Origin of the sequence: Demequina sediminis (genome assembly GCF_039545075.1) — a bacterium.
Taxonomy (GTDB): domain Bacteria; phylum Actinomycetota; class Actinomycetes; order Actinomycetales; family Demequinaceae; genus Demequina; species Demequina sediminis.
Window position 1 is genome coordinate 81984 of record NZ_BAABRR010000011.1, and the last position, 18567, is coordinate 100550.

Here is an 18567-nt window from a genome sequence, read left to right on the forward strand (position 1 = left end):
TCTGGATTGACTGATAAGACGGCTTATCAAGCGCATTGCCCGGCGCGGTCAGTGCCTGATGCAGCATCTAGCTAGCGGCACACGTCGCAGCCACAGGCGGGGCGCCGCTGGGGGACGCCCCGCCTGTGGCATCCGTTGACACACCTCTTGGAGACGCCCGTGACTGACATCACGCCGAACCACACGCCGAACACGATCAAGTGCCCGAATTGCGGCACCCTCTTCACCATCGATGAGGCGCAGTACGCCGACATCGTCCAGCAGGTCCGCACCGCCGAGTTCGAGGGCGAGCTCCACGCGCGTCTCGCCGCGGCTGAGAAGGCCAAGGAGACCGAGATTGCGCTCGCCGTCGCGAGCGCACAGCAGCAGGCGCAGCAGACGAGCGCTACGAAGGACACCGAGATCCAGCAGCTCAAGGGCGAGCTCAAGGCCGCAGCGGCGAACCAGGAGCTGGCTGTCGCGAAGGCGTTGTCGGCCGCAGAAAAGGGCCTCCTCGAGGCGAAGAGCAAGCTGGAACTGCAGGCGGCCGAGCAGAAGGTCAGGGAAGCTGCGCTCAAGGAGTCGCACGCCATGGAACTCGCCGTGAAGGACGAGCTCATCGCCCGCTACAAGGATATGAAGGCGAAGCTCTCGGTTAAGTTGCTCGGCGAGACTCTCGAGCAGCACTGCGAGATCGAGTTCAACCGCATGCGTTCCCTCGCGTTTCCCAACGCCGAGTTCGCCAAGGACAACGACGCATCGGGCGGCACCAAGGGCGACTATGTGTTCCGCGACTTCAGCGATGACGGCGTCGAATATGTCTCGATCATGTTCGAGATGAAGAACGAGTCGGACGCTTCCTCGACGAGGAAGAAGAACAGCGACTTCTTCGCCAAGCTCGACAAGGACCGCAACGACAAGGGCTGCGAGTACGCGGTGCTCGTCTCCATGCTCGAGGAGGACTCCGAGCTCTACACCGGAATCACGGACGTCTCCCACGCGTACCCCAAGATGTTCGTGATCCGTCCGCAGTTCTTCCTGCCGATGATCGCGCTGCTTCGCAACGCCGCCCAGGACACCATCACGGTCAAGGCGGAGCTCGAGCAGCTCTCCAAGCAGAACATCGACGTCACCAACTTTGAGAACGAGCTCGAGGACTTCAAGGCGGCCTTCGGTCGCAACTACGACCTGGCGAAGCGCAAGTTCGACACCGCGATCGAGGAGATCGACAAGGCGATCGACCGCCTGCAGAAGGTCAAGGACGCGCTGCTCGGCTCGGGCAACAACCTCCGGCTGGCCAACGACAAGGCAACCGCGCTCACCGTCAAGAAGCTCACTCGCGGTAACGAGACGATGAAGCAGAAGTTCTCCGCAATCGAGGCGTCCGAGCAGCGGATCGCGGACTGACGACGCAGGTCGGGCGGCGCGTTGAGGCGGTGCCGCCCGGCACGGTCGACACGGAGAGCCCGGCTATTCCGTGCATCGTCCCTCTGAAGGACCGAAGTCCCTAGCCTCCCCGCAGAACACGCCTACCGTCGCAAGAGGAGGCGTGTCATGGACGTCATCCGAATCCTCTCGACCGACGGGCTCGACGCCCTCATCCAGGAAACCCGCGCGCGCGGTTACCGGGGCATGGGGCCCAGCGCGCGCGCCGACGCGATCGTCATCACGGAGATCTGCGGCGCTGCCGACCTCCTACGCGGGGTCGGCGTCCGGCACGACCCGGGCGCGTGCCGCGTTGCACCGCGCCAGGACGGCAAGTTCTCCAGGTTCGCCGCGCCAGCTCAGCCCTCCAAGCCTGTGTTCTTCCCGGTCTAGGAGGCCATCTGTCGCATCCCGGCGGTTGAGGAAGCGAACGAAGCCACCGGAGCCTGACTCCGAATAGCCGCGGTTGCCCGAGGCACGCGCCCGACAATCGCTCCGCTCAGTCGCGGCTCGGCCCCACCTCCACCAACCTCGCAAACCGCCCCAGTTCGACCAACCGCTGAGGCGTCCCCGGCATATGCCCCAAGAGCCCCGGCGAGTACACCAGCCTCGCGGCCCACTTGGCGCGCGAGATGGCGACGTTCAGCCGGTTGCGGTTGATGAGGAACTCCATGCCGCGCGGCACGTCCGCCGCCGAGGAGGCTGCGAGCGTCACGATCGACACCACGGCCTCCTGCCCCTGGAACTTGTCGACCGTGCCCACGCGCACCTCCCCCAGCCCTGCGGCGGCGAGCGCGCTCATCACCTCGCCGCGCTGAGCGTTGTACGGCGTCACCACAATGAAGTCCGCCTGCGTGAGCGGATCCTCGACGCGCCCCGCCGCCGGATCGGTCCACAACGTCCCGAGCAGCTCGCGCACCATCCGCACCACCTCCGCGGCCTCCTCGGGAGACGACGTCGAACACCCCGCATGCGGCACGGGCACCGCGACCAGCCCGGGCTCCACCCCGGCGAGCATCCGCGACAGCGTCGACGCGTGCGACACCAACGCCCCCGCATAGGAGAGGCGCGAGACGGGCCCGGCCACCGCATCGGCCATGCGCCTGCTCTGCCCCAAGAAGTAGCCGAACTCCGCCGGCAGCACGTCGTGACCCGCGCTCAGCCAGTCGAGCGCCGGCGTGTCCACGGGCGCCGGGTGCACGCCCTGCGTCACCGCCGGCAGCTGTTGCGGGTCGCCCAACAGCAGCAGGCGCGACGCCGACTGCGCCGCCGCGATGGTGTCCGCCAACGCGAACTGGCCGGCCTCGTCCACCACCAGCAGGTCCAGCTGGCCGGGCGTGATGCGCTTGGGGTTGGTCATGTCCCACGCCGTGCCGCCGATCACGTACCCGCCCGGGCGCTCCGCGGCGAAAGCGGCATGACCGTCCCTCGCGATGGCCGTGAACCGCACCGGCGCGGCCGCATCCTTGGGCACCTTGCCCACCAGGCGAGGGTCCACGCCCGCCTCGACCACGGCGTCGAGCATGTGCTCCACGACGGCGTGCGACTGCGCGACCACGCCCACCTTCCATCCGTGCTGGCGCACCAGCGCGGCGATCGCGTGCGACCCCACGTAGGTCTTGCCCGTGCCAGGCGGCCCCTGCACCGCCACATAGCTACGATCCAGGCGCCACAGTGAGTCCACGAGCGGCCCGACGGTGTCGTCGGGATCACTCGCCGGCGTCAGTTCCGCGCCGCTCACTCGCGGCGGCACGCGCCGCAACAGGTCCGATGCCGGGTCCGCCGGCCACCGGTCCGCGCCCGCCACGCGGTCGCCCCAGGCCGCGATGGCCGCCTCGATCGAGGCCGTGTTCGGCGGCTTGGCGGGCGTGAGCGCGGTCGGCATGGAGGTCCACGTCTCGCCCTGCTTCTCGGTCTCCTCGATGTCGACCCAGTCGTCGCCTTCGGCGAGTACCGTCACCACATGCGCGGTGCGCTCGCCCACGGCTGCGCGCGACGCGTAGGGGGCATCGTCATAGAGGGCGAATGGCTGGGCGCCCGCGAAGCGCGAGCCCGGCGCGGGCACCCCGTGGAGCCTCACGTGACGGCGCAGAACGCGCTGCTTGCCCTCCTTGAACCAGTCGCGCAGCACCTCGCCGTGGGAGACGTCGAACACGTCGCGCGTCTCCGCCCAGTCCTCCTTGGGATCGGTGAGGCGTGCGAAGTGGTCGTGCCAGAAGGACTTGCGCTCCCTGCGGTGGTAATCCACCGCCGCGCCCGCGATCCGGTAGGCGGCGGCATCGGTCGCGTCGCTCGCCTGCGCCGCGCGCGCCTCGAGCGCGACCTCCAGGGCGGACGGGCCGGCATCGGCGTCCGTGTCCTCGCTCGCCCCGGCCTCGGCGGGGACGTCGGGTGCGTGCGGGGTGACGCCGTGCTCGGCCGCGCGCTCCAGCAGCCAGTCCCGCAGTGCCAGGGTCGAGCGGCAGTCGTAGGCGTTGTACTGCTCGATGTCCGCCAGGCGCCGGGTGTAGTCCGTGGTGTCGCCTGCCTCGCGCGCGGCACACGCCTCCGCGTACTCCACGATCGAGTCGCCCGCGTTGTCCACGCCCTCGCGATGCTGGTCGCCCATGTAAAGCGGCTCGAGTTTCTTGATCGAATACGACGCCGAACCCACCCGCAGCGCCCGCCGGACGATCGGATAGAGGTCCACCAGGGCATCGGCCCTCAGCAGGTCATCCACGGCATGCTCGCCGATTCCCCAGCGCGCCGCCATCGCGAACAGATGCGTGCGCTCGTAGGGGGCGTAGTGGTAGATGTGCATGCCCGGGTGTGCGGCCCTCAGCTCAGCCACGTGAGCGAGGAAGGCGGTGAGCGCCTCGCGTTCGCCCGCGAAGTCGTGAGCCCACAGCCGGTGGAACTCGCCCGCGGCGTCGACCCAGCCCCACAGATAATCGAGCCCCCAGGTGGCGCCCTCGCCCTCGGAATAGAGCGGGTCGCCCTCGAAGTCGAAGAAGATGTCGCCGGGGCTCGGTGCGGGGATCATGCGCAGCGCCTCCGCATCCACCACCTCATACGGGGGAGGGGCGCCCCGCGTGGCGCTGGCCTGGAGGCGGGCCTGCTCGCGCAGACGGTCGAGGGTTTCCCGGCCGATGCCCGGGACGGGTCCCGTACGTGCCGCCAGGTCGGCGGTGGTGACGATTCCCGCGGCGTGGAGGCGCTCGCGCTGGCCGCGGCTCAGGGTGGCGACCGTGAGGATGTCGTCGGTCGCCTCGATTTCTGTCTCGCAGTGCGGGCACGCGCCGCAGATCGTGTAGCGAGGGTCGTTCCAGGCGACGGGCGGTCCGTTGGTGGCGCCGTCGCGTTGGCGCTCGCGGACCATCGCCAGCAGCCGGTCCCGGCGCAGGTGCAGCACCGGAGCGATGTCCGCGTGCGAGTAGTCGGTGCGGGTGCCGTCGCCCAGCACCAGCGAGACCGTGGGGTGCACCCGCATGCCCATCGCCTCGAGCGCCTCCGCATAGGCGGCGAGTTGGAGTAGCGCGGTGACCTTGGCGCTGCGGGCCAGTTTGGTGTCCTCGACCCTGTACGTGCCGTCCGCCTCGAGGACCACGAAGTCCGCGTAACCCACGTAGCGGGCGCCGTCGTGGACGCTCTCGAGCGCGGCCTGGGCGACCACCGGGGCGCGGTGTGTGAGGGCCTCGCGGGTGAGGCGGTGGGCCTCCGCTGTGGTGACGCCCGCCGCGCGATCGGGGCGGGGGATGACCACGACGGCGTCGCCGTGCTGGTGCCTGTAGCGCTCGAGGACGCGCTGCTCGTGCTGCGCACCCAGCACGCTGGTGCGTTCCAGCATCGCGTCCGGGTTGTCGGGGAGCGGGGCGATGCGACCCTGCCTCGCGTCCAGGTCTCGCAGGAATCCGAACTCGCACGCGGAGGCGCGAGCGAGCTCGCTCGCGCTCCACGTGATCACGTCGCCTTCGATGTGCATGTGGGTCCCCTCAGACTGTGGCGCTCAGCCTAGCGACGGGCAAGAAGGGTTGCACTTATGAATGAAAGTAGGGCACACTTGCAACTTCAGTGAGTGGGGAGAGGACATGCCGGAACTCGGTTCGTCGACAGTGTTTGCGGATCCGGCCGAGCGTCGAGAGGCCGCGCGGTTGGTTGCGTTTCTCGAGCGGTCCATGCCGGAGCGCGGTGAACGACTCGCCCTGGCCGGAGCGCCCGAACTGACGCCCGATTTCGCCGACCTTCTCGCGCGTGTCCTTCGCGAGATCGCCGATGGGCACACCGTGACGGTGGGCAGCATTCCACCCGAACTCACGACCACAGTGGCAGCTGAGCAGTTGGGTGTCAGCCGGACGACTCTGATGAAGTGGGTGCGCACGGGTGAACTCCCCTCGCACAAGGTGGGTACGCACACGCGGGTCAAGACCGCCGATGTGGTCGCGCTGAGGAACCGGCGGATCCGGGCGCAACGGGCGGCACTCGAAGAGTTGCTCGCTCTCGAGGATGACTTCGACATCGAGTGATGTCGGGGCGGTGCGATAGCGTCTCGACATGCCGACGAGGGTGCTGCTTGATGCGAATGTGCTGATGTCGCGCACTTTGCGAGACGCAATCTTCCTGATTCAGATCGAGTCGCCCGGGATGTTTGCGACCTGCTGGACCGAGGACATCCTCGCGGAGACGCTCTATCACTTGCGACGACGCAACCCCCGGCTCGATGGTCGCGTCGTCGCGGCTGTGCGTGACAAGGTGTCCCAGGTCATGAGCGAGCGGATAGAGGGCTATCCCATTCTCGAGATGCCCGGTCTGGCGGATAGAGACGATCGCCATGTCCACTCGGCCGCCGTCGCAGGTCAGGTGGGCATCCTCGTGACCGACGACCGTGGCTTCCTCGACCTCGACCCCGCCTCGATGGGTGCACTCTCGTACGACATCGTCAGCGCAGACGGCTTCTTGGTGCTCGCTGATGATTCCGGTCCGGACGCCGTGCGTCGCATGGTGCGCAGGCAGTGGGAGTACTGGCGAGGGCGCGATCCCGCGTCGGACTTGCCGGCGCGATTCGTGGCTGCTGGTTGCCCGGCATTTGCAGAACGCGTGGCGGGCCACATCCGTGAGCTTTGACGCTCATCGGGCCGTTTCCCGTCAAGGCGTCACCGATCCGCGCGCAATGCCGCCGCGGACAAGGTTGCCGCCCGGGGACGGGGTGATCAGCGGGGCACGGGCATGCTGTCGCACCCGCCCGCTACGGTGTTCACCACCAGCCCGGGCACAGGCGCGCGGGCGTGAAACGGACACCTTGCCGAGGGGGCGCACCACGATGACCGCAACGACAACCGATGGGGCCAACGAGCCGTCGACTTCCGCCATCGCCTTGCCCGCCGACTTCCAAGAGCGAGTGTTCAAGGCCATCGCCGTGCAGCGGCCCGCGGCGACGGCGTACATCAAGGAGCTGCGCCGGAAGGACCCGACCGCGTCTCCTGTCGCGATCATGAAGAAGATTGAGTCGCAGTACGTGGCGACCACCACCACCGCGAGCGCCGCTGCGGGTGCCTCCGCGAGCATCCCCGTGGTCGGGATCCCCGTCGCGATCGGGCTCGGGGTCGCGGACCTCCTGTTCTTCTACGAGACGACCGCGCTGTTTGCCCTGTGCATGGCCGAGTTGCGTGGCATCCCCATTGACGACCCCGAGCGCGCCAAGGCCGTCGTGCTGGGCGCGCTGTTGGGGGAGAAGCGCAAGAGCCGTGTGACGGAGATCGTGATGTCGGCGCTGCCGGCAGGGGCCACCATCTCGGGTGCGCGCGCGGTCGCGGGCGCCGCCGTCCCCGCGGGCGGCGCGAAGTGGGGCGACCTGCTCGCCCAGCAGCTCCCCGACTCCGCACTGGTGCCAGTCACCATGGTGCTGGCGCGCGAGGCGATCGCCAAGGGCGCGACCATCGCGGGAGTGCGGGTCGGCTCGAAGGCCGTCCCCGTGATCGGTGCCGTGGCGGGTGGCGTCACCTCGTACTACTTCGGCAGCGGCGTCGTGAAGTCCTGCCGCGAGGGCTTCTCCGCACCCGCCGAGCAGTGGCCCGAGTGGCTTGAGCTCACCGACTCGGATGGCGACGGAATCCCCGACCCCTCGAAGGCGGTGGTCGCGATGCGGTCGGCGGCGGACTCCGCCAAGGGCTTCGGCGAGAGCGTGTGGAGCCGGGTGGTCGAGGCCACCGAGGCATTCCGCAAGGTCGACGTCGACGGTGACGGCGAACCCGAGGAGGCGCGTGCCGTGACGGCGGTGAAGTCCGCGGGGGCCGCCACGGGCGCGGCGGTCGGAGGGGCTGCCCGTGCCGCCGCCGCCAAGGCCGGCGACGCGGCGGGTGCCATCGGAGGGCTGATCAAGCGAGCCACGCCCTCGCGGACCAGGACGCAGGCGGGAGGCGAGCCCGCCCCCGGCGAGTAGTGCCGGGGCATGCCCGGCATCGTCCCCTCTGGCCAGGACGCCCTCACGCCGTGAGCACGTCCTCGCCCACCACGGGAATCCCGTACGCGCGAGCCTTGCTTGCCTTACCCGACTGCGACGCGGGATCCTTTGCCACGACGGCCCGCACGCCCTTCTTGACGCCGGGCCACACCACCAGCCCGCGCGACTGCGCGATCGCGGTGAGTTCGCGCTTGCGGTCCATCGACATCCCGGTAAGTACCACCATGTCACCCGCGTGCAGCTCTACCTGGGTCGATGCGGTCGCCACTCGGGAGGCCGCATCCGCGAGCAGCGCCTCGACCTCAAGGTCCTGCAGTTCCAGCAGGGAGGCAAGCTGGATGACCGCGGCCTGCTCGTCGGCGCTGAAGATGGCGTCCTCGCACGCAAGGTCCACCACACCCAGGAGGTACTTGCGGTGGAGGACCGCGACATCGTGCACGCCGAGTCCCAGCGCTCCCGCGAGTCCCTCGAGCGCGCGGCGCTCAGGCGTGGAGATCCTTCGATCGAGCAGTACGCGATCGAGCAGGTCGAGGTACTCGTCGCCGCCCGGGACGTCCGAGTGCGCGGTTGCTGCGAGGCGTCGCGTCACGTCCGCGAGCAGGCTGCTTCCTGGGGACGATGCCCCTCTCGGGACCGCCCGCGTGGCCAGTCGCGGGGGCGTGGGCCAGGCGATCGACTCTCCGAAGGCGAGCCACTGGTCCCACACGTCCCGCCGGGGCGAGCGTTCCATGTAGGCGGCGAGCAGGGAGGCGGTGGCCGTCGCGTCCGCCAGTGCGGCGTGGGCATTGTCGAGCGGGATGCCAAAGTGGTCGCAACACGCGCTGAGCTTGGCCGGTGCGCCGAACTCACGCGCCATGCGCATCGTGCACAGCGTCATGTCGCGGGTGAGGTCCAGCGGCCAGCCGGCGCGCGCATACTCGGCCGTGAGGAACGACGCATCGAACGCGCTGTTGTGCGCGACGAGGACTCGTCCCGCGAGCATGCCCGTGAGGTCGCCGGCGATCTGGCCGAATGTGGGCGCGAGACGCGCGTCCCTGGCGTCGATTCCGTGGATGTGCTGCGCGCCCAGGTCGCGCTGGGGATTGATCAGCGTCGTGTACGAGTCCTCCCGCTTGCCTTCTGGGTCGACGAGCACGACCGCGATCTCGCAGACGCGGTCGGAGTGGTTGTATGCGAAGCCGGTGGTCTCCAGATCGACGACGGCGAATCCGGCCATTCCAGCCCCCTCAGCGTGTGGTGCCCGATAGGGCGAGAATAGCGGGGGAGTTATCCCCAAGGCTGTCCGTCGCGCGCGGGGCTTGATAAGTTGGGCTTATGAGCCTCGAGTCCGAGTACCGCGACGCGCGACGCGACGAGGCGACTGCGCGCGTGCGTCGCATCCTCGTCCTGCGGGCGATGGCGGCAACTGGGATGTCGCAGCGTGAGATCGCCGCCACCCTAGGAATCTCGCAGCCTGCGGTGAGCCAGCAACTGAAGTCGGCTCCTGCACTCGATGGCGTTCATCCACGCGAGCTGCTGGCGGCGGCGACGCCGGTGATCAAGGCACTCGCGGCCGAGCGAGGCTACGCACGACTTGCGGTCTTCGGGTCGGTTGCACGCGGAGTTGCCACAGAGCAGTCCGACATCGACCTCCTGGTCCAGGCGCCCGAGGGGACGTCGTCGCTGGAGTTCGTGGGCTTTCGACAACTCCTGGTCGACATACTTGGACGGGAGATTGACCTGGTCGATTATGGAGGGATTCGCCCCGGAATCGACGACGATGTCACTCGTGAAGCCGTGCCGCTGTAATGCACCTGCGCGCCGCGAAGGAGATCCTCCACATGGAGGCGTGGCTCCACCGCGCGGAGGAGATCGTCGCGCGCGGACCCGATGCGTACCACTGCGACGACATCCTTCAGGAGGCTGGGGACTCGCTCATGATCAAGCTCGGTGAGTCCGCCAACCGGCTTGCGCGGCTTGGCGTGGTCGCGCCGCCAGGGGTCGATTGGGCCCTGGCCATCGCCAACCGCAACTTCGTCGTCCATCAATATGACCAGATCAACCGGTCGATGACGTGGGCGACGCTGGCCACTGACCTGCCCAGGTGGAGGGTCGCGCTCGCGCCGTTGATCGCTGCCGCAGCCGCGGAGATCCGACGTTCTCCTCCGTAGCGCGCGGGCAACTGACCTGCTGGCTACGTCACTGGGCCCGTGCGCACGCCGACGCGATCATCACCACGGAGATCCGCGGCGCCGCTGACCTCACAGCGACCTTCCACGCGGCGTCGGCGACCGGCTGAACGGTCTCGTAGTGGCGCGGTGGGAGGCGTGCCCAAAGAGCTCGAGGGCCGGGGCTTCGCCCCGGCGGCGGTCACGCATCGACTACTCATCGCTCTTCACATTGACGACTGAGGGTCGCCCACATCGACGACTGGGCAGGCTCGGTGCGCGACATTCCGAGTACTGCCGGTGCTGAACTTGACGATGTGCTGGCGCGCTGGCGCCGCGCTCGTCAGCGCCGACACCGTCGACGCTGCCGCCGCCAGCCTGCGCGGCTTCGTGCGCAGCGTCGACGCCGAAGAGCCGGTGCTCACGGTGATCACCGGCACTGGTCAGTCAGACCGGTGGGCGGATGGGGTCACTGTGGTCGCGATCGGCGCCTTCGGTCCATGACGAGGGCGCGCGCCGCCGAGCGACTGGGTTCGCGGCGCATCGTCCCGCGCTACCGGCCTGTCACACCCGTGCGCCACAATGGCGACCGTGCCAGCGACCGCACGCGCCCTGCGCCTCCTCCAACGTCTCGAGGAGGATGCCGCGTGGCGCCTGCTGCGCGCCGACAACGCCGCGATCGTTGCCGCACTCCTCAAGGAACACCTCGACGGCGACGCGAATAGGCGCGATGCCGAGGACCTCTACGAACGCATCGATGCCGATCTCGACGACCTGCGCACCCACGGGCTGAGCCTGCCGCAGACGGCGCAGGCCTACGTCAAGGCGTGGCGCGACGCCGGGTTCCTGGTCCGCCGGACCACCCCCGACACGCGCACCGAGACTCTCGAGCTGTCCGGCGCGGGCCTGGCGGCGTTGCGCTTCTTGGAGTCGCGCGACGCGCCGCGCCGGTCGCTCACAGAGTCGCGCCTCGCGAGCCTGTCGGCGCAGTTGCGCCAACTCGCGATCGACACCGATCCCTCCTCTGAGCGCAGGCTCGCGCGCCTGCGAGAGGAGCGCGCCGCGATCGACGCACGCATCGCCGCCATCGAGGAGGGTCGGGACGATGCCCTGGCGGGGGAGCGCGCGACGGAGCGAGTTCAGGACCTGTTGGCTCAAGCGGCCGAGGTCCCCGACGACTTTGCGCGCGTTCGCACCGAGTTCGAGCAGCTCAACACCCTGTTGCGGCGGCGGATCCTCGAGTCGGGGGAGTCCCAACGGGAAGTGCTCGACGACGTGTTCCGCGGTGTGGACCTCATCGCGGAGTCCGACGCGGGACGCTCGTTCGCGGGCTTTTCGGCGCTCGTGCTCGATCCCGCGCTGGGCACGGCCTTCGAGGAGGACGTGCGCCATGTGCTCGAACGCGACTTCGCCCGCGCGCTTAGCATCGCCGAGCGGCGCGCCCTGCGAGAGTTCCTCACGACCCTCAAGGACCGCAGCGCCGAGATTCACGACGTGATCACGCAGTTCGCGCGCGGCCTGCGACGCTACGTGCGCTCACAGGACTACCAGCGTGATCGCGTGCTTCGCGGGCTGATCCAGGAGGCACTGGGCGAGGCGAGGGAGTCGGCGTCCGCGATCAAGCCGTGGGCGCAGCTGGGCGTGGAGCTCGCGCTCACCCACGTCGAGATCCGCAGTGCCGGTGCCCTCACCCTCCACGACCCGGCCGAGATGAACGCGCCGCGCGAGGTCGAGGCCCACGCGGGTGAGGTCGCTGACCTCGCCGCGCTGCGCGCGCTGGCGCGCGCCACGGAGATCGACTTCGACGAGCTCACGAATGATGTCAACGCCGCCCTCGGCCGTGCCCGCGCACACGACGCCACGGCCGTCGTGTCGGTGGGGGACGTGCTTGCGGTGAACCCCGCTACCCAAGGCGTCGCGAGCGTGGTCGGGCTCCTCGCGCTCGCTGCGCGCTGGGGCATCGTCCCTGCCGAAGCCGAGCCAGAGGAACTCCACTGGACCGGTGCCGACGGCGCCCGCCGCCGCGCCCGCGTCGCCCGCCACGTCTTCACCGGAAGGATCCCATGAGCCAGGCCGAGCAGGACCCCACGTCGCCTCTCACTCCCGATCTCACTGCGGCGGGCGAGGCCTTCAACGCGCGGCCGCGGCTGTGGCCGGGCGACACCGGCACGCTCGTCGATGGCTCGCGGCGCGCGCTGCTGTCCCTGGTCCGTGGCCCGTACCTGTCGCGCGACCGCGAGCCCCAGAACTGGGCGGCGCTGCTCGCCGACGTGACGGAGATCCGTTCCCGTCTCAACGACCTCTTCCTGGACCTGGTGCTCGACACCGACGCCGAGGTGGCGTTCGTGAGGTCGGTGGCGGGGGAGGGGAACGATGCCCCGGTCGCGGTGCGTTCGAGGTCGCTGACGTACCTCGACACGGTCATGCTGCTGGCATTGCGACAGCGGCTCATCCACGACGACGGTCACGGCCGCGTGATCGTGGGACAGGACGAGCTCTACGAGGAGCTCCAGGTGTTCCGCACCCCCGACCGCGACGAGGCCGACTTCGTCAAGCGGCTGAACTCCTCGTGGGGCACCATGGTGACCAGCCTGCGCGTCCTGCACACCGTCGAGGAGGGGAGGGCGGAGATCTCGCCGGTGGTGCGGCTGCTCATCGATGCGGACCGCGTGCGCGAGCTGCGCGCGGCGTTTGAGTCCGTGCGCGAGGAGGAGCGATGACCGCCGAACTCGATCTGGGGCTGGGGCTTGCGAACGCGGCGCGGCATCCGCAGTGGCGGCTCGCGCGCGTCGAACTCGTTAACTGGGGAACGTTCGATGGCCACCATGGTGTGGACGTGGCACGCGAAGGTCACCTCTTCACGGGCGCCTCCGGATCGGGCAAGTCCTCGATCCTGGACGCGATCGCCGCCGTGCTCACTCCTGACAAATGGATCACCTTTAATGCGGCCGCCCTTGACCAGGGTGCGGGCCGCGAGGACCGCAGCCTGGTCAGTTACGTGCGCGGAGCGTGGAGCAAGGAGGCGGACGAGTTCGAGGACCGCACGGTCTCCTCGTACCTGCGCGGGGGCGCCACGTGGTCGGGCATCCTGCTGCGCTTCGAGGACCTGGAGTCGGAGCCGGTCACGCTCGTGCGACTGTTCCACGCGCGCGGCACGGGCACCGACAAGAAGGCGGTCAGCGATGCGTGCGTGATCACGCGCGGGCGCGAGGGACTGCTCGACTTCAGGGATTACGCGGCTCGCGGCCTCGAGGTGCGCCAGCTGAAGGCTGCGCTCAGTCCCGTGGTGGTGACGTCAGGGGGCTCCCACGGCGGGTTCTACGCGAGAATGCGGACGCTACTGGGCATTTCCAGCGACAACGCACTCAAGTTGCTCCACAAGACCCAGGCCGCCAAGAACCTGGGCACCCTCGACACGCTGTTCCGCCAGTTCATGCTCGACCTGCCGCGCACGTTCGAGCGTGCGGACAACGCCGTCGAGCAGTTCGGTGAGCTGCGCGAGGCCTACGAACACGTGGTGGACCTGCGCCGCCAGGCCGATCACCTGCGGGTCGCGGTGGATGCAGCCGGTGACTTCGCCGAGGCCTCCGCGACGGTGGTCGAGGCTGAGCGGCTGGGTGAGCTGGTCCAGCGCTACGCGGACCAGGTCAAGCGGGATCTGGCGGAGCAGGCGCTGCACGATGCCGAGGTGGCCTTCGCGACCACCGCCCAGGACGTGGAGCGCACCCGTGCGACCGCGAGCGAGGCGCACGGCGCGTGGGATGCCGCGCGCATAGCGGCGGCGCGGATGGGCGGCACTGAGGCCACCCAGTTGCGCGCGCGCATCGAGGATGCGTCGCGGCGGGTGGGAGAGGTCGCGGCGGAGCACGAGCGTTTTGCGGCGCGGCTGCGCGCGTCGGGGATCGATGTGCCCGGCTCGGCGGCCGAGTTCTCCGAACTTGTCGTGGCCGCGCGGCGCGAGCTGGAGGAGCCGCCGCCCTCGGCCATCGAGTACGGACTTCACGACGCACACTCCGCCGCGCGGCGTGCCGTCGACCATCTGGTCACGGAGCTGGACGCGCTGAGGCACCGCCGCTCCAACCTCGACGCCGGACTCTTGCGGGTGCGCGAATGGATCGCGGGCGAGGTCGGGGTGCCGGAGGGCTCGCTGCCGTTCGCGGGCGAGCTCATCGACGTGCGCGACGAGCATCGGGAATGGAGGGGCGCCATCGAGCGGGTGCTGGCGCCGCTGTCCACCGCGCTCCTGGTGCGGGCCGACATGATGAGCGCGGTGCGCCGCCTGGTCGACGGCAGGCACCTGGGCGTGCGCCTGGTCCTCGAGGAGGTCCCGCTCGAGGTGGAGGCCCCGCCCCGGGTGTCCGATCCCTCCTCGCTGGTGCACAAGGTGACCGTCGCGGACGGTCCCTATGCGGCCTACCTCAATCGGCGCATCGGTCGGGATTTCGACGTCGCATGCGTCGACGGGCCCGACGGGCTCGCTGCCGTCGCGCGCGGCGTGACGCGCGCCGGGCTCTACAAGCGTTCCTCGCATCGCTACGAGAAGAACGACCGCCACGCCGTGGATGACCGTGCGACGTGGGTGCTGGGCGGCTCCAACGACGCCAAGGTCGAGGTGCTGCAGGAGCGTCTGGGCGCCGCGCGCCGCGAGCTGGCCGCGCGCGAGGCGGCGGTCGCCTCCGCGGACCGGGCCCGTCAGGTGGTGCTCGAGCGCCGCCGCACCCTCGAGGACGTGGCCGCCATGGAGTACTCGCGCCTCGATGCTGACCAGGCGCGACGCGCGGTCGAGGCGTTGCGCCGCGAGCTCGAGACTCTCGTGAGGCCCGACAGCGACCTCGACCGAGCGTTGCAGCATGAGCGCGAGGCGCAGGCCTCCTACGAGGAGCTTCTGGTGGTCGCGCGTGCCGCCGAGACCGCGCACCTGCGCGCGGAGAGCGAGCGCGACCGCTACGCCCACATCCTTGCGACCGTCGCCGAGGTCGATGCTCTCGACCCCGGCGACGCCGCGGCGGTGGACGCCCGGTTCGCGGCGGTGCGGCGATCACGCTCGATCGACACGATTGACCGCACGGCGAATGAGGTGGGCGCGGCCTTGGCGCGCGAGGTGAAGGAGGCCCAGGGCAGGGTGCGCGCCGCCGAGTCGCGGTTTGTCGCACAGGCAGCCACCTACAAAGCGACCTGGCCCGCACAGGGGGCCGACCTTGCCGCCGACATCGCGGACCGCGCGGGCTTCTCAGCGTTGCTCGACGGGATTGTCGCGCGGGGTCTTCCCGACCACGAGGGCAACTTCCAACGGCTGCTGCGGGAGCGTTCGCGCGACACGCTCATCCACCTGCGGGACGAGATCCTGGGCGCGCCCCGCCGTGTCGAGGAGCGCGTCGAACCCGTCAATGCGTCGCTGCTGCGGTCGCCGTTCGATGCGGGCAGCCACCTCGAGATCAGGGTCAAGACACGCCGCACGGGCGAAGTGGAGGACTTCCTCGCGGACCTTCGTGCGGTGGTCGACGGGACGTGGGCGGAGGAGACACTCGCTTCCGCCGAGAAGCGCTTTGCAGTCCTGCAGCGGGTGATGACTCGGCTCGGGTCCTCGCAGTCCGCCGATCGCGCGTGGCGCGCCAGGGTGCTCGACACCCGCGAGCACGTGACGTTCCTGGCGCGGGAGCTCGAGGCGGACGGCACGGTGAGGTCGGTCCATGACTCCTCCGCGGGACTGTCGGGCGGGCAACGTCAGCGGCTCGTGGTGTTCTGCCTGGCAGCGGCCCTGAGGTATCAGCTCGCGTCCGAGGACGAGTCGGTGCCGCGCTACGGGACCATCGTCCTCGACGAGGCCTTCGACAAGTCCGACTCCACCTACACGCGCATGGCCATGGACATCTTCGTCGAGTTCGGCTTCCACATGGTCCTCGCGACGCCCCAGAAGCTGCTGCAGACGCTTGAGCCCTATCTGGGGGCCGTGACGTCGGTGTCGAATCCGTCGCGCCGGGCCTCGAGCATGGCGCACGTGCGGTTCGAAACGGAGGGGGAGTGAGCGCCCCCGTGACGCCTCTTGATGTCGCGACCCGGGCATCGTCCCTCTATGCGCGCGAGGCGCGGGGCTGGGCGGCGGCGGCCGCGCCGTGGCCGGTGCTCGAGCTGCCACTGCGCCCGCCAACGGAACGTGCGGCGCTGGACGACCTCGAGGCAGCCCGCGCGTGGGTCGCGCGGTGGCGGACGGCCGATGTGGAGTGGCCCGTGTCCGTGGAGTGGGGCGTGCGGAACTGGGCGCGCGTGGGCGCGCAGGAAGTTCCCGTGCGCGTGCGCGTCGAGGGGGCCGATGCTGTGGTCTTGGTCGCGTCGCGTGCCCGGCAGGCGGTGGGGGACGAGTGGGCGGTGATGCGGTCGCGATGCGTGGATCTGCGGGCGTCGTTGATGCCGCTGGCCGACGACTCTGCGGCGGTCGAGACGGCGCTGCGCCGGCATGCGGGTTCCGTTGCACTCTTGCCCGCGGCGGACTTTGCGGTGCTGGCCGACGTGGTCATGTGGCTCGCAGAGAATCCGGTGTCCGGGCGTCGCGTGCGGTCGCTGCCCATTCGCGGGATCGACACGAAGTGGCTGGAGCGTCATCGAGGCATGGTGACGGGGCTGGTATCGGCGGTGACGGGCAGGTCTGGGCTGGGGTTGCTGGGCGCGCCGGTGCTGGTGCGCCTGCGCGTGCTCGATCCCGCGCTCGCGGTGGGCGGACTGCGCGACGTGACCGCTCCGGTGGGGGAGGTGGCTGGGCTCGAGGTGGCGCCGCGCGTGGTTCTAGTGACGGAGAATCTCGAGACGCTGCTCGAGCTTCCCGATCTTGACGGGGTGATCGCGTTTCACGGAGCGGGCTACGCAGTCGACGCTCTTGCCGCGATTCCGTGGCTCCGGCGTGCGCGGGTGCTCTATTGGGGGGACCTGGACTCGCAGGGGTTCGCGATTCTCAACCGGGCACGTGCGGCGGGGCTCGAGGCCGCGTCGCTGTTGATGGACACCTCGACGCTTGTGGCGTACCGCGACCTGTGGGTGCGCGAGCCGGTGCCCTTCACGGGCGAGCTGGGGTTGCTCAGCGGGGCCGAACTTTCCACGCTCGCGGAGTTGCGGCGCCACGGTGGGGTGCGGCTCGAGCAGGAGCGGATCCCGTGGGACGTGGCGCTCGCCACGCTGCGGGCTGCCGTTTCCGCGCTTGTGGATTGAGTTCTGCCTGCTATTTCTGTGACTTTGCGCGGGGCGGCGTCCGTTTTGTCGTGATTGTCTGACCCTGTGTGTTGACTGTTCTTATGGAACTTTCCCTCGCTGCCGTGGCCGCCGATGTGGCCGATGCTGTGGCTGGGTTGCGCGTGTTTGAGGGGCGGGAGTTGGGCTCGTTGTCGGATGCGGAGGTGGTGTCTCTGCAGGGCACGGTGGCGCGTCTGGCTCGTGTGGTGGAGGTGCCGGTCGCGATGGTGGCGGGGGAGGTGGCGCGGAGGTCTTCTCCCGAGGTCGGCGGCGGCCTGGCCCGTAAGCAGGGGTTTCGTAATGCGGTGGCGATGGTGGCTGCGGGGATGGGTGGGACGCGGGGTGGGGCGCGTGATCTGATCGCCGCCGGGACGCTGCTCAATGCTGACGGTGACGGTGACGGTGCTCGCTCGCGGGGTGCGGTGGTGGCTGACGCGTTCGCGGCGGGTGAGGTGTCGGCGGCGAAGGCGGCACTGGTCAGTGAGGTCCTTGCCCAGTGTTCCGGTGAGGGACGTGACGGTGAACGCGCCGAGGTGGAGCAGGCGCTGGTCGTGAAGGCGAGGAAGGTGTCGCTGGAGGATCTGCGTCACGCCGGTCGCCAGGTTCTTGCCTCGTGGGATGCGGATCACACGCTCGAGCGTGAACAACGCGTCCACGAAGCCAGGTTTCTGCATTTCAAGGAGACCGTGGATGGGATGGTCGCCGTCAACGGGCTCCTTGATCCTGTCTGCGCGGCGCCGTTGATCGCGTTCCTGGATGCCCGGGTACGGGCAGGGTTCGCCCACAAGCGCGATGCCGGTGACACGTCGCGTGATCCGCGGGAGGCCGGTTGGATGCGTGTTGACGCCCTGGCGGACTTGGCCAGGCACGGCCTGCGCTGCACCCAGCCCGGCACGGCGGCATCGACGACCGTGGTGGTGCGCGTGTCGGAAGAGGCACTACGGACCGGGCTGGGGGTAGGGGACTGTGACTCGATGGCGACACCCCTGACCGCGAAGCAGTTGAGGCTGATGGCGGTGGACGCCCAGATCCTGCCGATGGTGTGCGGCGGCGACTCGCTACCCATGGATCTGGGCCGCGCGGTGCGGTTCTTCACGCCTGCGCAACGCCTCGCACTGATCGAACGCGACGGGGGATGCGCCTTCTGTCACGCCCCGGCGGCGTGGTGCGACGCACACCACGTCAACGAATGGGACCGCGACCACGGTGAAACCAACCTGCGCGACGGGCTGATGCTGTGTACCCGCTGCCACCATCGACTCCACGACGACGGCTGGACCGTCCGCACGTCGGCCACCGAAGTGTGGTTCATCCCACCAGCATCGGTCGACCCCACCCGCACCCCCATCCAGGGAGGCA

The 18567-nt window shown here is 69.5% G+C and carries 15 protein-coding genes; 13 read left to right on the forward strand and 2 right to left on the reverse strand.

Translation table 11 applies throughout. The features are described 5' to 3' along the window. Positions 1–159: 159 nt before the first annotated feature. Together ABEA62_RS10430 and ABEA62_RS10435 are read left to right on the forward strand one after the other, a co-directional pair. On the forward strand, positions 160–1386 hold the full coding sequence (locus tag ABEA62_RS10430) for a DUF2130 domain-containing protein (protein WP_345380004.1): 1227 nt from the start codon (positions 160–162) through the stop codon (positions 1384–1386). A 147-nt stretch (positions 1387–1533) separates the two neighbouring features. Then, positions 1534–1797: a hypothetical protein gene (locus ABEA62_RS10435; RefSeq protein WP_286216519.1), complete on the forward strand. Its 264-nt coding sequence runs from the start codon at positions 1534–1536 to the stop codon at positions 1795–1797. 106 nt (positions 1798–1903) lie between these two features. Here ABEA62_RS10435 and ABEA62_RS10440 read toward each other — a convergent pair whose 3' ends face one another. Continuing rightward, positions 1904–5365, reverse strand: coding sequence for a TM0106 family RecB-like putative nuclease (locus ABEA62_RS10440; protein WP_345380007.1), 3462 nt, complete (start codon positions 5363–5365; stop codon positions 1904–1906). Between the two features lie 106 nt (positions 5366–5471). Here ABEA62_RS10440 and ABEA62_RS10445 point away from each other — a divergent pair, with 106 nt between their 5' ends. From ABEA62_RS10445 to ABEA62_RS10455, 3 genes are all read left to right on the forward strand, one after another. Then, positions 5472–5906: a helix-turn-helix domain-containing protein gene (locus ABEA62_RS10445; protein WP_286216518.1), complete on the forward strand. Its 435-nt coding sequence runs from the start codon at positions 5472–5474 to the stop codon at positions 5904–5906. A gap of 40 nt (positions 5907–5946) precedes the next feature. Then, the gene (locus ABEA62_RS10450) at positions 5947–6504 is read left to right on the forward strand and encodes a PIN domain-containing protein (protein WP_345380010.1); all 558 of its coding nucleotides are present in this window, start codon (positions 5947–5949) and stop codon (positions 6502–6504) included. A gap of 196 nt (positions 6505–6700) precedes the next feature. Beyond that, entirely contained in the window at positions 6701–7819 is a 1119-nt protein-coding gene (locus ABEA62_RS10455) for a hypothetical protein (protein ID WP_286216515.1), read from the forward strand. 43 nt (positions 7820–7862) lie between these two features. Here ABEA62_RS10455 and ABEA62_RS10460 read toward each other — a convergent pair whose 3' ends face one another. After that, positions 7863–9056 (reverse strand): exonuclease domain-containing protein, encoded by a 1194-nt coding sequence (locus ABEA62_RS10460; RefSeq protein ID WP_286216514.1) that lies wholly within the window; start codon positions 9054–9056, stop codon positions 7863–7865. 98 nt (positions 9057–9154) lie between these two features. On the opposite strand from ABEA62_RS10460, the gene ABEA62_RS10465 reads away from it, so the two are divergent. From ABEA62_RS10465 to ABEA62_RS10500, 8 genes are all read left to right on the forward strand, one after another. Continuing rightward, entirely contained in the window at positions 9155–9628 is a 474-nt protein-coding gene (locus tag ABEA62_RS10465; RefSeq protein ID WP_286216513.1) for a nucleotidyltransferase domain-containing protein, read from the forward strand. Between the two features lie 32 nt (positions 9629–9660). After that, the gene (locus tag ABEA62_RS10470) at positions 9661–9990 is read left to right on the forward strand and encodes a HepT-like ribonuclease domain-containing protein (protein ID WP_286216512.1); all 330 of its coding nucleotides are present in this window, start codon (positions 9661–9663) and stop codon (positions 9988–9990) included. Positions 9991–10287: 297 nt separating this feature from the next. Beyond that, positions 10288–10491 carry a hypothetical protein gene (locus tag ABEA62_RS10475; RefSeq protein ID WP_286216510.1) on the forward strand — a complete coding sequence of 68 codons (204 nt, stop codon included), beginning with the start codon at positions 10288–10290 and terminating at the stop codon, positions 10489–10491. An 87-nt stretch (positions 10492–10578) separates the two neighbouring features. Continuing rightward, positions 10579–12054, forward strand: coding sequence for a DUF3375 domain-containing protein (locus tag ABEA62_RS10480; RefSeq protein WP_286216508.1), 1476 nt, complete (start codon positions 10579–10581; stop codon positions 12052–12054). Then, positions 12051–12707, forward strand: coding sequence for a DUF4194 domain-containing protein (locus ABEA62_RS10485; RefSeq protein WP_286216507.1), 657 nt, complete (start codon positions 12051–12053; stop codon positions 12705–12707). Before ABEA62_RS10480 ends, ABEA62_RS10485 begins: the two co-directional genes overlap by 4 nt. After that, entirely contained in the window at positions 12704–16012 is a 3309-nt protein-coding gene (locus tag ABEA62_RS10490) for an ATP-binding protein (protein WP_345380017.1), read from the forward strand. Before ABEA62_RS10485 ends, ABEA62_RS10490 begins: the two co-directional genes overlap by 4 nt. After that, positions 16009–17187, forward strand: coding sequence for a Wadjet anti-phage system protein JetD domain-containing protein (locus ABEA62_RS10495; protein WP_286216504.1), 1179 nt, complete (start codon positions 16009–16011; stop codon positions 17185–17187). The genes ABEA62_RS10490 and ABEA62_RS10495 overlap by 4 nt, the downstream gene beginning before the upstream one ends. Before the next feature lie 83 nt (positions 17188–17270). Then, the coding region (locus tag ABEA62_RS10500) for a DUF222 domain-containing protein (RefSeq protein WP_345380020.1) at positions 17271–18567 on the forward strand (1297 nt) is incomplete at its 3' end.

Excerpts from the sequence above, each read along its gene's own strand:
- ABEA62_RS10465 (WP_286216513.1), top strand. The coding sequence starts at position 9,155 with ATGAGCCTCGAGTCCGAGTACCGCGACGCGCGACGCGACGAGGCGACT.
- ABEA62_RS10440 (WP_345380007.1), bottom strand. The coding sequence starts at position 5,365 with ATGCACATCGAAGGCGACGTGATCACGTGGAGCGCGAGCGAGCTCGCT.
- ABEA62_RS10455 (WP_286216515.1), top strand. The coding sequence starts at position 6,701 with ATGACCGCAACGACAACCGATGGGGCCAACGAGCCGTCGACTTCCGCC.
- ABEA62_RS10435 (WP_286216519.1), top strand. The coding sequence starts at position 1,534 with ATGGACGTCATCCGAATCCTCTCGACCGACGGGCTCGACGCCCTCATC.
- ABEA62_RS10470 (WP_286216512.1), top strand. The coding sequence starts at position 9,661 with ATGGAGGCGTGGCTCCACCGCGCGGAGGAGATCGTCGCGCGCGGACCC.
- ABEA62_RS10445 (WP_286216518.1), top strand. The coding sequence starts at position 5,472 with ATGCCGGAACTCGGTTCGTCGACAGTGTTTGCGGATCCGGCCGAGCGT.
- ABEA62_RS10460 (WP_286216514.1), bottom strand. The coding sequence starts at position 9,056 with ATGGCCGGATTCGCCGTCGTCGATCTGGAGACCACCGGCTTCGCATAC.
- ABEA62_RS10490 (WP_345380017.1), top strand. The coding sequence starts at position 12,704 with ATGACCGCCGAACTCGATCTGGGGCTGGGGCTTGCGAACGCGGCGCGG.
- ABEA62_RS10485 (WP_286216507.1), top strand. The coding sequence starts at position 12,051 with ATGAGCCAGGCCGAGCAGGACCCCACGTCGCCTCTCACTCCCGATCTC.